Consider the following 14,674-nt stretch of genomic DNA (forward strand, 5'->3'; position numbering starts at 1 on the left):
CGATCATGGATGGCGTGCCGTCCCTGTCTGCCGACCAAGCGGGTGCGTTCCGGACCATCCTGAACCGCCTGGCGCGGGGCGAAACACTGACTGAAACCGAGGCCGAGGACGCGTTCGGCCTGATCATGGACGGCGGCGTGCCCGACACGCTGATCGCCGCCTTCCTGATGGCGTTGCGGGTCCGGGGTGAGAAGCGCGCGGAACTGCTGGGCGCGGTGCGCGCCGTGCGGTCACGCATGCGGGCGGTCGGCCCCGTTCCTCCGGGCACGATCGATGTCTGCGGCACGGGCGGCGACGGACTGGGCACACTGAATATTTCGACCGCCGTCGCCTTCGTCCTGGCCGCGCTGGGTGTTCCGGTCGCCAAGCATGGCAACCGGGCCCTGTCGTCGCGTTCCGGCGCGACCGACGTGCTGGGCGCGCTGGGCGTGGATCTGTCGGACGACCCGTCGGTGATCGCCGCGCGGATCAATGACGGAAACCTGGCTTTCATGGCGGCGCCGGCGCACCATCCGGCCATGCGCCATGCCGGACCGGTGCGGGCCGCGCTGGGAATCCGCACGCTGTTCAACCTGATCGGCCCCTTGTGCAATCCGGCCGGCGTCACACATCAACTGGTCGGTGTGTTCGATCCGGCATGGCTGCGCCCGGTGGTGGAGACGTTGCAGCTTCTGGGGTCGGAGCGCGTGTGGGCCGTGCATGGCTATTGCGAAGGCGCGACGGGCGGCCGGGGCGTGGACGAACTGACGCTGGCCGGTCCTACCGCGATCGTGGCGTTGCAGAACGGACGGATTTACGACCTGACGCTGCGGCCCGAGGATGCGGGCCTGCGCCCCGCGCCGATCACGGCGATCGCGGGTGGCGGGGCGGAGGAAAATGCGGCGGCCCTTACGGCTTTGCTGGCGGGCGCCCATGGAGCCTATCGCGATACCGTGCTGCTGAACGCGGCGGCCTGCCTGCATGTGGCGGGACGCGGTGCGGCACTGGATGACGATGGGAGATTGAGACCGGCGTCGCTACGGGCGCTGGTGGCGGATGCGGCCCGCGTGCTGGATGACGGATCGGCCCTGGCCATGCTGAATTCCGCGCGCCGTCGCCACATGGATACGCCGGAGGGGATTACACAAAGCTTATGATGAACGACATGCCGACAAGCCAGGCGCCGATCGATTGCGGTAACACGCCCGGCCAGGACGGGATTCCCGATGTCCTGGCGCGGATTTGTGCCCGCACCCGCGTGGATGTCGCCCAGCGGGCGACGATCACCCCGCTGAAGGACATCACCGCCCGCGCGCGCGAGGTCGACTCTCCCACCCGGGGGTTCGGCCAGGCGCTGAAGCAACGCACGGCGGACCGGCAGATCGGCCTGATCGCGGAGATCAAGAAGGCATCGCCATCCGCGGGCATCCTGCGCCCGGACTACGATCCGGCCGGCATCGCCGTGCAATATGAAACGGCGGGCGCCGCCTGTATCTCGGTGCTGACCGAAGGGTCCTGCTTCCACGGCTGCGCCGAGGACCTGCAACGGGTTCGCAAGGCATGCAGCCTGCCGATCCTGCGCAAGGATTTCATCCTGGACCCGTGGCAGGTCCATGAAAGCCGGCTGATCGGTGCGGACTGCATCCTGCTGATCCTGGCCGCCCTGACGGATACCGAGGCATCGGAGCTGCTGGACATCGCGCGCGGACTGGACATGGACGTGCTGGTGGAAGTGCATGACGAGGGCGAACTGAACCGCGCCCTGGCGCTGGATACGTCCCTGATTGGCATTAATAACCGAAATCTCAAGACCTTGAAGACCGATCTTGAGACAACCATCCAACTGACCCCCCTGGTGCCGCCGGACCGGATCGTGGTGTCGGAGAGTGGCATCAGCACGCACGCGGACATCGTCCGGCTGAGCGAGATCGGCGCCAGCGGCTTCCTGGTCGGCGAGAGCCTGCTGCGCCACGATGTCCCCGGCGACGCGGCCCGCGTGCTGCTGGGCACGGTCTGAACATGGCGACTGCCGGCGGATTGTCTCACCTGGACGCCAACGGCCATGCCGTCATGGTCGATGTGTCCACCAAGCCGGCCACGGCGCGGCAGGCCGTCGCCCGCGGGCGGGTGTCGATGCGCGAGGAGACGTTGGACCTGATCCTGTCGGGCACCATCAAGAAGGGTGACGTGCTGGCGGTATCGCGGATCGCGGGAATCATGGCGGCCAAGAAGACCGCCGACCTGATCCCGCTCTGCCACCCGCTTCCATTGTCCTCGGTCCGGGTGGAACTGACGGCGTCCCATGACCGGACCGGGGTGGAGATCGAGGCCTGCGTCGGCACCACCGGTCAGACCGGGGTGGAGATGGAGGCCCTGACGGCGGTCAGCGTGGCGGCGCTGACGCTGTACGATATGTGCAAGGCGGTCGATCGCGGCATGACGATCGAGGCGGTGTACCTGGCGCGCAAGACGGGCGGGCAATCCGGCTCGTACGAACGCCCCGAAGCGGGAGCGGCACCGACACCCATGGCATAACCATCCGAACGGCAGGCGCACGGCCTGGCCATGACAAGGGCGATCAGACGTCCCGGGTGGGATCTGGCTTGCGATCAAAGATGTTATAACAAGAACAAGGGAGCGTTCATCATGGGCGAAACTCGGAAATCCGCGACAGAGGCCGGACGCAACAGTCCGTCGATGAGCAAGGAAGACCTGACGCGCGCCTTTCATGACATGGTGCTGATCCGCCGGTTCGAGGAACGGGCCGGCCAGCTTTATGGCATGGGGCTGATCGGCGGCTTCTGCCATCTGTATATCGGCCAGGAAGCCGTGGTCGTCGGCGTGCAGATGGAGCTGAAGCAGGGGGACAAGATCATCACCTCCTACCGCGACCATGGGCAGATGCTGGCCGCCGGCATGGACCCGCGCGGCGTGATGGCCGAACTGACCGGGCGCGAGGGCGGCTATTCCCGCGGCAAGGGCGGGTCGATGCACATGTTCTCGTCCGAGAAGCATTTCTATGGCGGGCACGGCATCGTCGGCGCCCAGGTGTCGCTGGGTATCGGTCTGGCCTTCGCCAACAAGTATCGCGGCACGGACGAGGTCTCGATCGCCTATTTCGGCGAGGGCGCGTCCAGCCAGGGTCAGGTCTATGAAAGCTTCAACCTGGCGGCCCTTCACAAGCTGCCCTGCGTATTCGTGCTGGAAAACAACCATTACGGCATGGGCACCAGCGTCGAGCGGTCGTCGGCGTCCAAGGAATTGTGGCGCAATGGCGAGCCCTGGGGCATCCCGGGCCGTCAGGTCGACGGCATGGATGTCGAGGCCGTGCGCGACGCGGCGCGCGAGGCGATCGAACATTGCCGGCAGGGCAAGGGACCGTACCTGCTGGAGATGACGACCTATCGCTATCGCGGCCATTCGATGTCCGACCCGGCGAAGTACCGCCCCCGCTCCGAAGTGGACGAGATGCGGAAGAATCATGACCCGATCGATCGGGTACGCAAGGAACTGCTGGCCATGGGCGTCGGGGAAGCCGAACTGAAGACGATCGAGGACAAGGTGAAGGAAGTGGTCGTGGACGCCGCCGATTTCGCGCAGACCAGCCCGGAGCCCGATCCGGCGGAACTGTGGACCGACGTGCTGGTGGAGGGCTGAGCGATGACGCAGATCCTGATGCCGGCGCTTTCGCCCACCATGACCGAGGGCAAGCTGGCCCGCTGGCTGAAGACGACCGGCGACCATGTCGCCGCCGGGGACGTGATCGCGGAAATCGAGACCGACAAGGCGACGATGGAAGTCGAGGCCGTGGACGAGGGGACGCTGGGCGATATCCTGATCCCCGAAGGCACCGAGAACGTCCCGGTCAACACGCCGATCGCAACCCTGCAGTCCGAGGGCGGTGCCGCGGCCCCCGCGGCGGCACCGGCCGCGAAGGCCCCGGCACCCCAGGCCGCTGCGGCGCCGGCCGCGCCGCAGCCGGTCTCGCCCGTGGCGGCTCCCGTCGCGGCGCCTGAGAAGGATTGGGGCGAGACCGCCGAAATCACCGTGCGCGAAGCCCTGCGCGACGCCATGGCCGCCGAACTGCGCCGCGACCAGGACGTGTTCCTGATCGGCGAGGAAGTCGCGCAGTACCAGGGCGCCTACAAGGTGTCGCAGGGCCTGCTGGACGAATTCGGCGAAAAGCGCGTGATCGACACCCCGATCACCGAACAGGGCTTCACCGGCATGGCGGTCGGCGCGGCGCTGACGGGCCTGAAGCCGATCGTCGAATTCATGACCATGAATTTCGCGATGCAGGCGATCGACCAGATCATCAATTCGGCCGCCAAGACCCGCTACATGTCCGGCGGCCAGATGTCCTGCCCGATCGTCTTCCGTGGCCCCAACGGGGCGGCGGCCCGCGTGGGTGCCCAGCATTCGCAGTGCTATGCCAGCTGGTACGGCCACGTGCCGGGGCTGAAGGTGGTGGCGCCGTGGTCGGCGGCCGACGCCAAGGGCCTGCTGCGCGCCGCCATCCGCGACCCGAACCCGGTCATCGTGCTGGAAAACGAGATCCTGTACGGCCAGAAGTTCCCGTGCCCGGTAGACGAGGATTTCATCCTGCCGATCGGCCGCGCCAAGGTCGAGCGCGAGGGCAGGGACGTGACCATCGTCACCTTCTCGATCATGGTCGGCACGGCGCTGGAAGCCGCGGCGATCCTGGCCGAGCAGGGGATCGAGGCCGAGGTCATCAACCTGCGCACCATCCGCCCGCTGGATATCGAAACCATCGTGGCCAGCGTGAAGAAGACCAGCCGCCTGGTCTGCGTCGAGGAAGGCTGGCCGTTCGCGGGGATCGGCGCCGAAGTGTCGATGCAGGTCATCGAACATGCGTTCGACTATCTGGACGCGCCGCCTGCGCGGGTCGCCGGTGCCGACGTGCCGATGCCCTTCGCCGCCAATCTTGAGAAGCTGGCCCTTCCCAACCCGACCTGGGTGGTGGATGCGGTCCGCAAGCTGGTCTGAGGGAGCAGCGCGATGTCCGTGAATATCCTGATGCCGGCGCTGTCGCCGACGATGACCGAGGGCAAGCTGTCCCGCTGGCTGAAGAAGGAAGGCGACGCGATCCATTCCGGCGACGTGATCGCCGAGATCGAGACCGACAAGGCGACGATGGAGGTCGAGGCCGTGGATGACGGCTTGCTGGGCCGCATCCTGGTTTCCGAAGGCACCGAAGGGGTGAAGGTCAACGCGCCGATCGCCATCGTGGTGGCGGAAGGCGAGAGCGTTCCCGATGACGCAGCCCCCGTGGCGGCTGCTCCGGCGGCGGCTCCCGTGGCGGCGGCCCCGGTTTCCGAGGCCAAGGCACCGGCGATCGCGGCCGCCCCGGCCGTGCCCCAGGGCGCGGCGCCGGCTCCGGCCCAGGGCACGCGCGTCTTCGCGTCGCCGTTGGCGCGGCGCATCGCGGCGCAGAAGGGGATCGACCTGTCCGGCGTGAAGGGCAGCGGCCCGAATGGCCGGATCGTGCGTCGCGACGTCGAATCCGCGACGGCGGCGCCCGTGGCGGCCCCGGTACCATCCCCGGCACCGTCCGCCCCGGCCGCAGCGATCGAGGCGCCGCATACCGCCGTGCCGAACTCGACCATCCGCAAGGTCATCGCCCGGCGGCTGACCGAGGCGAAGTCGACCATCCCGCATTTCTACGTGGCGATGGATGTGGAACTGGACGCGCTGCTGGACCTGCGGGCGAAGCTGAACGCGGCCTCGCCGGCCGAGGGACCGGGAGCGTTCAAGCTGTCGGTCAATGACATGCTGATCAAGGCGGTGGCGGTAACCCTGCGTCGGGTGCCGAAGGTCAATGCATCCTATACCGAGGACGCGACGATCCTGTACGACGATGTCGATGTCTCGGTCGCCGTGTCGATCGCCGATGGGCTGATCACGCCGATCGTGCGCCAGGCCGACCGCAAGTCGCTGCGCGAGATCAGCGAGGACGCGAAGGATCTGATCACCCGCGCCCGCGCCGGCAAGCTGAAGCCGCAGGAATTTCAGGGCGGATCGTTCTCGATCTCGAACATGGGCATGTATGGGGTGAAGGAATTCTCGGCCATCATCAATCCGCCCCAGGCCGCCATCCTGGCCATCGCGGCGGCTGAGAAGCGCGCCGTGGTCAAGGACGACGCGATCCGGATCGCCACCGTGATGACGGTGACGCTGTCGGTCGATCATCGCGTCGTCGACGGCGCCCTGGCCGCCGAATGGGTTTCGACCTTCCGCTCGGTGGTCGAATCGCCGCTGAGCCTGGTGGTCTGAGGAACGCAGTTCATGAGCAAGACAGAGTTCGATATCGTCGTCATCGGCGGCGGTCCGGGTGGCTATGTCGCCGCCATCCGGGCGGCCCAGCTTGGGCTCAGCACCGCCGTGGTCGAAGCCAACCACCTGGGCGGCATCTGCCTCAACTGGGGCTGCATTCCCACCAAGGCGCTGCTGCGGTCGTCGGAAATCAACCACCTGCTGCATAATCTGGGCGAATTCGGCTTCGCCGCCGACAATGTCCGCTTCGACCTGGACAAGGTGGTCAAACGCTCGCGCAAGGTCGCGGGCCAGCTTTCGGCCGGCGTCGCGCATCTGCTGAAGAAGAACAAGGTCCCGGTGTTCGACGGTTTCGGCAAGCTGGCGGGCACGTCCGGCGGCCGCCGCAAGATCGAGGTCACCAAGGACGGCAAGCCGGTCGCGACGCTGAGCGCCGCGAACGTCATCCTGGCGACCGGGGCCCGGGCCCGGGTCCTGCCGGGGCTGGAGCCGGACGGCAAGCTGATCTGGTCCTATCGCGAGGCGATGGTACCCACCGAAATGCCGAAACGGCTGCTGGTGGTGGGGTCGGGCGCGATCGGCATCGAATTCGCGTCCTTCTACCGCAACATGGGCGCCGAGGTGACGGTCGTCGAAGTCCTGGACCGCATCCTGCCGGTCGAGGACGAAGAGATCAGCGCGCTGGCGCACAAGGCCTTCGTCAAGCAGGGTTTCACCTTGCTGACGGGGGCGAAGATCGGCCCGATCCGCAAGAACGGTGACAGCGTCAGCCTGTCGGTCGAAGCGGGCGGCAAGACCCACGACATCACGGTCGATCGCGTGATTTCAGCGGTCGGCATCGTGGGCAATGTGGAGAATATCGGCCTGGAGGGCACGGCGATCCAGGTCGACCGCACCCACATCAAGGTCGATGCCTATTGCCGGACCGGCGAGCCCGGGGTGTATGCCATCGGCGACATCGCGGGGCCGCCATGGCTGGCGCACAAGGCCAGCCATGAAGGCGTGATGTGCGTCGAGGCGATCGCCGGGCGCCACGTCCACCCGATCGACCCGCGGAACATTCCCGGGTGCACCTACTGCCGTCCACAGGTCGCCTCGGTCGGGATGACCGAGGCCGCGGCGAAGGCGGCGGGCCATACGGTGCGCGTCGGGCGGTTTCCCTTCATCGGCAATGGCAAGGCCATCGCGATGGGAGAGCCCGAGGGCCTGGTCAAGACGGTGTTCGACGCCAAGACGGGCGAATTGCTGGGCGCGCACATGATCGGGGCCGAGGTCACGGAGATGATCCAGGGCTACGTCATCGCCCGGACGTCGGAACTGACCGACGCCGAGCTGAAGGAAACGGTCTTTCCGCACCCCACCATATCCGAAGCGATGCACGAGGCGGTTCTGGCGGCCTATGACGGGGCGCTGCATATCTGAAAGCCTGCCCGCAAATGCGCGCTGGCGGCGATCCTACGCGCGTTTCCTGTGCTCCGGTGCTCACGGCCTTCAAGGCCGCTCCGCTCCGGTGCGCGGAAACACACGCCGGGCGCGGCCCTGGCGGGCCGCTCTCGCTCGCCAGCCCACATTTGCGGTCAGGCTCTGAACTGCGCTCCGCCGGCCTCCTCTCGCCGGGGGCTCCTGTGCTTGTGATCGCGGGCGGGCGGGCAAGGGGGATGTTTGCTTGACGCGTTCCCCGCAACGTTCCACTTCTGCTTGTCTGCTGTTTTTCTGGGTTTGCCGCCATGCCAACGCGCCTGTTGATCGACCATAGAAAGGGCGGGGTTTCCGTCCGCCATCCGGAAAAGGCGCACCGGCCGGACAACCCGATCGCGCGCAAGCCCGACTGGATCCGCGTCAGGGCGCCGAACCATCCGGTCTACCAGGAAACCCGTGCCCTGATGCGCGAGCAGAAGCTGGTGACGGTGTGCGAGGAAGCGGCCTGCCCGAATATCGGCGAATGCTGGTCGCAGCGGCATGCCACCATGATGATCATGGGCGAGATCTGCACCCGCGCCTGCGCCTTCTGCAACGTGACCACGGGCATGCCCAACCCCCTGGACGCCGACGAGCCTGCCCGCGTGGGTGACGCGGTGGCCAAGCTGGGGCTGCGGCATGTGGTGATCACCTCGGTCGATCGCGACGACCTGCCCGATGGCGGGGCTGCGCATTTCGCCCGGGTCATCGCCGCGATCCGCGCGCAGGCGCCCGAGACGACGATCGAGATCCTGACCCCCGATTTCCTGCGCAAGCGCGGCGCGCTGGAGGTCGTGGTGTCGGCGCGTCCCGATGTCTTCAATCACAATCTGGAAACCGTGCCGCGCCTGTATCCGGGCATCCGGCCCGGCGCGCGCTATTACCAGTCCCTGCGCCTGCTGGACGATGTGAAGCGCCTGGACCCGTCGATCTTCACCAAATCCGGCCTGATGGTCGGACTGGGCGAGGAACGGGCGGAAATCCTGCAGGTCATGGACGATCTGCGCGTGGCCGATGTCGATTTCATCACCATGGGGCAGTACCTGCAGCCGACGGTGAAGCATGCGGCGGTCCGGGATTTCGTCACCCCCGACGAATTTGCCGATTATGCCGCGATGGCGCGCGCCAAGGGCTTCCTGCAGGTCAGCGCCTCGCCCCTGACAAGGTCGTCCTATCACGCCGATTCCGACTTCGCGGAACTGCGCGCCGCGCGCGAGGCCCGACTGGCCGCATCGCGCGTCGGGACGGAGACCCCCTGATGCCGACACATGCGGAACGCCGTCTGATTGCCTATTCGGTGGAGCAATTGTTCGACCTGGTGGCCGATGTCGGCAAATACCCGCATTTCCTGCCCTGGTGCGTCAATGCCCGGGTGCGAACCCGCACCGCCAGCGAACTGGTCGCGGACCTGACGATCGGCTTCGGTCCGTTTCGCGAAACCTTCACCAGCCGGGTGGATCTGGAACGCCCGTCGCGCATCCGCGTGCGCTACGAGAAGGGGCCGTTCCGCTACCTGAACAATGTCTGGACCTTCACCCCGGACGAGCGGGGGTGCCAGGTCGATTTCTTCGTCGATTTCGAATTCCGTTCGCGCCTGCTGCAGGCCGCGATCGGCGTGGTGTTCAACGAGGCGGTGCGCCTGATGGTCTCGGCCTTCATTCGCCGCGCGCGTGAGGTGTACGGTCCGCCCGTCACCCGCACCACGCTGGCGCAACCGGCCCATGCGCAGCCCGCCGGAACCGGAAGTGCCTGACGGACGTTGCATTTCCGTCTGGACCTGTCCGTCTGGTTGAAGGAGCAATGCTGATGAAGATGTCCCTTGGCGCTGCGTTTCTCGCTGTGGTGGTCGTTGCCACCGCCCCGGCGTTTGCCGCCACGCATCATCACAAGGGCCGCCATGGGGAACACCATGCGGACCATAAAATGAAAATGAACCAAAAAGGGTCCAACACGACCGAAGACCTGAACGCCAAGAGCCTGGACGCCGCCCGCGCCGGCACGCCGACGTCACCCGCCGCGCCCATGGGCGGCACATCCGCCATGCCGTCCCCCACCGTTCCGGCGGGAACGGGCGTCACGGCCCCGCCGGCCGCCCCCGCGCCGTCGATGCCCAATCCGTCGAACGGTTACTGATCCTGGCCGCGCATCCTGGTCCGTGACCGGTATGCGCGGTCCTCACGCTCCATCCGGAGCCGATTGCGATTGGGTCGACGACCCAATCGCATAAAGTAACCGATCACAACGTGTTTTAGACACCGACCATCACGTCGGACGCCTTGATGATGGCCGTTGCGTGCTCGCCGACCTTGAGCTTCAGGTCGGCCACGGCTTCGTTGGTAATCGAGGCCGTAATGACCTTTCCGCCGATGTCGATACCAACATGCGACGTGGTAGCACCCTTGATGATCTCGGTTATCTTGCCGGAAATCTGGTTGCGTGCACTTAATTTCATCGTCTGTCTCCTCCCTTGGAATACGCTTTATTTTATTCCAAAAAATACAGCCCCATCAATCATAATAATATCAGGATATTTAATTCCACGTATTTAGATATCTCATGGAAGGGCATGAATGTAATCCGCTTTCAGAATTCGTCCCAGCCATCCGCGCCTTTTGCAGCAGGAAAGGACAGGACATTGCCCCCCGCCGCGGAACGGGAAGCCGCAGCCGGCATGTAGGCCGATGACTCCTCGTCCTGCCAGAGGCTCGCCGCAGGTGCGGGCCCGGTCCGCGAGGCGGTCTGAAACGCCTGGCTGTGACCGGTCTGGAACTGCTCGACCAGACGCGCCAGATCTTCCGCCTCATTGGCCATGCTGCGGCTGGCAGCGGCGGATTGCTCCACCATTGCGGCGTTCTGTTGCGTCACCTGGTCCATCTGGTTCACGGCGTCATTGACCTCGTTCAACCCTGTCGCCTGGTTCGCGGAGGAGATCGCTATATCCGTCACCAGGACGTTCAGGCGGCTAACCTGTTCGACGATACGGTCCAGCGCCTTGCCGGTCTCGCCAACCAACTTCACGCCGGTCGTCACCTGCCGGCCGGACGCCGAAATCAACTCCTTGATTTCCTTTGCCGCTTCGGCGGAACGTTGCGCCAGGGCACGCACCTCCGTCGCCACCACGGCGAAGCCGCGGCCGGCGTCTCCGGCCCGGGCCGCCTCGACCCCGGCATTGACCGCCAACAGATTGGTCAGGAAAGCGATCTCGTCGATGATGCCGATGATGCTGCCGATCTGCCTGGACGATGCCTCGATCCCGCTCATGGTCGTCACGGTCTGGCGCACGACGTCCCCGGAACGCTCGGCGTCGGTTTTCGCGACCGTCGCCATATGGCGCGCCTGGCCCGCATCCTCGGCCGACCTGCGGACCGTGGTGGTGATGCCGTCGAGCGTGGCGGCGGCCTGTTCGAGGCTGGCCGCCTGCTGTGCGGTCCGTCGTGCCAGGTCGTCCGACGCCTGCCGGATTTCGTCCGATCCGGTGCGAACGGCCTGCGCGTTGGTGTCGATCGCCTGCATCGTGGTCTGCAGGCTTTCGATCGCGCCGTTGAAATCCTCCTGAAGCTTGCGGTACTCCTCGGGGACGTCGCTGGACATGCGGAATGTCAGGTCACCGGTGGCCAGGGCCGCCATGCCCGCGCCCACCCGGTCCACCACCGTTCCGCGCTCCCTGGCCAGGACGTCGGCCTCGACCTTCTGCCGGGCGGTTTCCGATGCTTCGAGGTAAGCGGAAATGGCATAATCCATGTCGATCAGGGCGGCCTTCACCAGCGCGCCGGCTTCCTCCGCCACCTGCCTGACGTCGGCACCTCCGCCCAGGCCGATTCTGGCCGCAAGGCCGGCCCTGGGCCAGCGTGCTTCCAGCAGGGCACCCAACATGGATTCGATCAGCAGCGCATAGCCGCCGATATGCCAGCGCGGCTCCAGGCCGACCCGTGCGTGAACCTCGCCGATCCTGGTGGCCGCCTCCATATAGGATTGGTCGAACCGCGCGTCGGAAATCGTTCCCCAATGCGCAATCTGCCGGCTCTTGGCAGCATCGATATGCGCCTGGCCGGAAAAAAAATGACGTGTCTTGGGAAAAGACCGGACCTGATCGTAAAATTTATCCAGGGCGCCCGGCAACGCACGCATGATGATCGATTTGATACCGCGCAGATTTTGTCTGGTCTTCGAGTCAAGCTTGACAAACTGAAGGCGGTCGGCAAGCGTGTCCGGTTCCAACATTTACATGATCCAGAAAATACGACTTAATTCAATCGCTTGTGGTAAGTTCCTTAAATCATACCATCACGTTTTATTTGTAAACAATACAAATTTGTCTATTTCGAAACATCTGTTGCTAACGCGCGGCGGTAATTATATTTTTTCCAAATTTGTTTTAGATCAATGCCTATTGGAGTAGCCCCTCCGGACAGGATTCGAATCCGGCGTTTATTGATAAAACCGAAAAGTTCTACATCGAACGTTTTGTTATAGAAGCATTTTTGACGAACGATGCTCGATTATCTACCTGCCCCGTGTTCCGGGAAAATACGCAACGCGAGGCCAGGAAGACAGGATGTCAGAAATCGGCCTCCAACGTGAAGTGGAACATGCGCGGCAGGCCGGCATAAATACTGCTGGCCCCGGTGTCGTTGTTCAGCGAACCGTTGTTGCTCGCAGGATAGAGGGATGACCAGTACTGCGTATTCGCGACATTGGTCACGCCGAAGCGGGCCGCCCAGGGGTGATGCGCCGCGAAGAAGGGATAACGAATGCCCAGGTCCAGCGTGGCGTATGCGTCGGCATAGGCCGAATTCGTTATGGTGGCGGCACGACGACCGGTGTAATGGACATTCGCGTTGACGGCCAGGCCGGACGCAAAGGCACCGTGCGGGATGGGCAGCCGGTAATCCAGCAGGATGTTCGCCTGGACCGGCGGGGCGCCCACGACCTCCTTGTTATTGGTGGCGGCATTGCCGGTACCGCCCAGTTCGGCGTCAAGCCAGGTCATGCCGGCCAGGACGGACAGGTCGGGCGTGATGCGTCCCTGCGCCTGGACCTCGACGCCATAGTTGGTCTGCATGCCGAAGGTGCCGAAATATCCGTTCGCGTCCTGATAGGCGTAAGGGCGATTCATGCGGAATCCCGCGACGCTGAACAGCATCTTCTGATAGCTGATCTTGTAGCCGACCTCATATTCCTCGCTGCGGAACGGCTGGGTCATCTGGTTCGCATTCGCGGCGGACGCCGGTGCCTGGACACCCGCCTGGATGGCGCGGCCATAGGTGAAATAGGCCGTCTGGTTTTCGGCGGGCTTGTACACCAGGCTCGCCATCGGGCTGAAGGCCCCGTCGATATGCTTGCTCGTCCAGCCGAGCGGCGTGGTGTACGAATAGGTGGTGTTGCCGTCCTTGACCGTCCTTGACTTCGTTGAGCGATTATCCTGGCTCAGCCAGTTCCAGGTCAGCGTGCCGACGATGGACCAGTGGCGGTCCAGGTGCAGGGTGTCGCCCAGGATCATCGCCTGGTTGCGGATATAGGCCGATTCATAACGCCCGTGATAATAGGGCTGCGACCCGGACAGGACGGATGGCGAATACATGTTGGACTTGCCCAGGGCAATCGTCTCGCCCTGCGTGGGATTGTAATTGCCCATCATGTAGCCGTTCGTGCCGGCCACGATATCATGCGTGATGAAACCGGTGTGGAAGTGCCCGTTGACGTAGGCAAGATTGGCGCCGGAGCGGAAATCGTTGGCGGTGACCGCCGCCGCGATGGTCTGGGTATATTCACCGACAGGCCCGGTCGTCAGGGTATTGGTGTTGCTGAAGACCTGGCGGATCGAATCCTCGTAGTTGCCCCCGAGGGTGAAGCTCCAGTCCCTGTTGATGGTATGTTTTATCTTCGCCATGAACAGGTTCGTTTCCATATTGTAACCGGCATAGTCCTGCCCCAGGTTGGGCTTGCTGAGATCGGGCGCCGGCGGAAGCGACGTCGCGTTATACGCAAGGTTGAATCCCGGCGTCGTTCCACGCTGAACATAGGTATAGTGGGAAGCGTCGAGTTCCAGGACCGTGTCCGGATCGAAATGGATGTCGAAATCCGCGCTGACCAGGTTGCGGCGCATCCAACTGTTCTGCACATAGGTCGTGCCGTCGCCATGCAACAGGTTGATCCGGTAACCAAACCACTTGTTCTTGCCGATCCGGCCGGACACGTCGGCATTTTCCATCAGCGTGCCGATTGAATCGACGCCGACGGTCAGGCGATTGATCGGAGTATCGGTCGGACGTTTTGCCGAGAAGGCGAAGGTGCCGGCCGGGTTCTGCGCCCCGTAGAGCGCACCGGCCACACCGTTGAGAACCTGCACGTCCTCGAACATTTCGGCGGCGTACGGCGTGGTCGAAACGATATTCAGCCCGTCGAGGCGGGTATTGGCGATGACATCGGCCTCGAAACCGCGCGATTGCGGGCGACTGGTGTTCGGGTCGCCGCGCACTTCCAGCTGCACCGAAGACATGTAGCCCATCAGGTCGTTCAGGTTGCGCGTCTGCTGATTGACCATGACATCGTGCGGCACGGACTGGATCGACATCGGCGTATCCAAAATGCTCCTGTTGCCAAGGGGACCGAGATAGGCCGTCTTCTTGTTGTAATCGGCTGTGGCACCGGAAACGGTGCGCCCCGTAACCAGGATATGTTGTGCCGTCGGGACAGGTGTGGCTGGAGCCGCGGGCTTGGATTTGGGTGCCGAGGCATGCTGCTGCGGGCCGGACAGGACGGGACGGGGCTTGGTCGTCGATTTACTTTCAGCAGCCTGCGATACGGAAGAGAGCAGGACGAGGCCAACTCCAGCCATGGTAAATGGTTGCCCGCCTTTTCGATCTTTCCTGCTCATCCCATGCGCCTCCCGGGTGCTTGCCATATGTCGATATACGAACGGATATAGACGAGTTAACCGGAT

13 protein-coding genes are annotated in these 14,674 nt (G+C 64.5%); 10 read left to right on the forward strand and 3 right to left on the reverse strand.

The features are described from left to right. Positions 1-5: 5 nt before the first annotated feature. The 10 genes from trpD to GDI_RS09265 all read left to right on the forward strand — a co-directional run bounded on the left by trpD (position 6) and on the right by GDI_RS09265 (position 9,864). Positions 6-1,136 (forward strand): anthranilate phosphoribosyltransferase, encoded by a 1,131-nt coding sequence (gene trpD, locus GDI_RS09220; RefSeq protein WP_012225571.1) that lies wholly within the window; start codon positions 6-8, stop codon positions 1,134-1,136. Further along, a complete protein-coding gene (trpC, locus tag GDI_RS09225; RefSeq protein WP_081434754.1) occupies positions 1,136-1,996 on the forward strand; it encodes an indole-3-glycerol phosphate synthase TrpC in 861 nt (286 codons plus the stop codon). The genes trpD and trpC overlap by 1 nt, the downstream gene beginning before the upstream one ends. A 2-nt stretch (positions 1,997-1,998) precedes the next feature. Continuing rightward, the gene (moaC, locus tag GDI_RS09230) at positions 1,999-2,514 is read left to right on the forward strand and encodes a cyclic pyranopterin monophosphate synthase MoaC (RefSeq protein ID WP_012225575.1); all 516 of its coding nucleotides are present in this window, start codon (positions 1,999-2,001) and stop codon (positions 2,512-2,514) included. A 111-nt stretch (positions 2,515-2,625) separates the two neighbouring features. Then, positions 2,626-3,636, forward strand: coding sequence for a pyruvate dehydrogenase (acetyl-transferring) E1 component subunit alpha (gene pdhA, locus GDI_RS09235; RefSeq protein WP_012552983.1), 1,011 nt, complete (start codon positions 2,626-2,628; stop codon positions 3,634-3,636). Positions 3,637-3,639: 3 nt separating this feature from the next. Continuing rightward, positions 3,640-4,986, forward strand: coding sequence for a pyruvate dehydrogenase complex E1 component subunit beta (locus tag GDI_RS09240; RefSeq protein WP_012225578.1), 1,347 nt, complete (start codon positions 3,640-3,642; stop codon positions 4,984-4,986). A 12-nt stretch (positions 4,987-4,998) separates the two neighbouring features. Continuing rightward, positions 4,999-6,273: a pyruvate dehydrogenase complex dihydrolipoamide acetyltransferase gene (locus tag GDI_RS09245; protein ID WP_012225580.1), complete on the forward strand. Its 1,275-nt coding sequence runs from the start codon at positions 4,999-5,001 to the stop codon at positions 6,271-6,273. A 12-nt stretch (positions 6,274-6,285) separates the two neighbouring features. Then, on the forward strand, positions 6,286-7,695 hold the full coding sequence (gene lpdA, locus GDI_RS09250) for a dihydrolipoyl dehydrogenase (protein ID WP_012225582.1): 1,410 nt from the start codon (positions 6,286-6,288) through the stop codon (positions 7,693-7,695). Between the two features lie 305 nt (positions 7,696-8,000). Beyond that, a complete protein-coding gene (gene lipA, locus GDI_RS09255; protein ID WP_012225584.1) occupies positions 8,001-8,990 on the forward strand; it encodes a lipoyl synthase in 990 nt (329 codons plus the stop codon). Further along, positions 8,990-9,484 carry a type II toxin-antitoxin system RatA family toxin gene (locus GDI_RS09260; protein WP_012225586.1) on the forward strand — a complete coding sequence of 165 codons (495 nt, stop codon included), beginning with the start codon at positions 8,990-8,992 and terminating at the stop codon, positions 9,482-9,484. Before lipA ends, GDI_RS09260 begins: the two co-directional genes overlap by 1 nt. A 53-nt stretch (positions 9,485-9,537) precedes the next feature. After that, a complete protein-coding gene (locus tag GDI_RS09265) occupies positions 9,538-9,864 on the forward strand; it encodes a hypothetical protein (RefSeq protein WP_012552986.1) in 327 nt (108 codons plus the stop codon). 115 nt (positions 9,865-9,979) lie between these two features. Here GDI_RS09265 and GDI_RS09270 read toward each other — a convergent pair whose 3' ends face one another. From GDI_RS09270 to GDI_RS09280, 3 genes are all read right to left on the reverse strand, one after another. Further along, on the reverse strand, positions 9,980-10,183 hold the full coding sequence (locus GDI_RS09270) for a TOBE domain-containing protein (protein ID WP_012225590.1): 204 nt from the start codon (positions 10,181-10,183) through the stop codon (positions 9,980-9,982). Positions 10,184-10,314: 131 nt separating this feature from the next. Further along, positions 10,315-11,952 carry a methyl-accepting chemotaxis protein gene (locus tag GDI_RS09275; RefSeq protein ID WP_012225592.1) on the reverse strand — a complete coding sequence of 546 codons (1,638 nt, stop codon included), beginning with the start codon at positions 11,950-11,952 and terminating at the stop codon, positions 10,315-10,317. Positions 11,953-12,289: 337 nt separating this feature from the next. After that, positions 12,290-14,608 carry a TonB-dependent receptor gene (locus GDI_RS09280; RefSeq protein WP_012225594.1) on the reverse strand — a complete coding sequence of 773 codons (2,319 nt, stop codon included), beginning with the start codon at positions 14,606-14,608 and terminating at the stop codon, positions 12,290-12,292. Between the last annotated feature and the right edge of the window lie 66 nt (positions 14,609-14,674).

Source organism: Gluconacetobacter diazotrophicus PA1 5 (genome assembly GCF_000067045.1).
Classification (GTDB): Bacteria; Pseudomonadota; Alphaproteobacteria; order Acetobacterales; family Acetobacteraceae; genus Gluconacetobacter; species Gluconacetobacter diazotrophicus.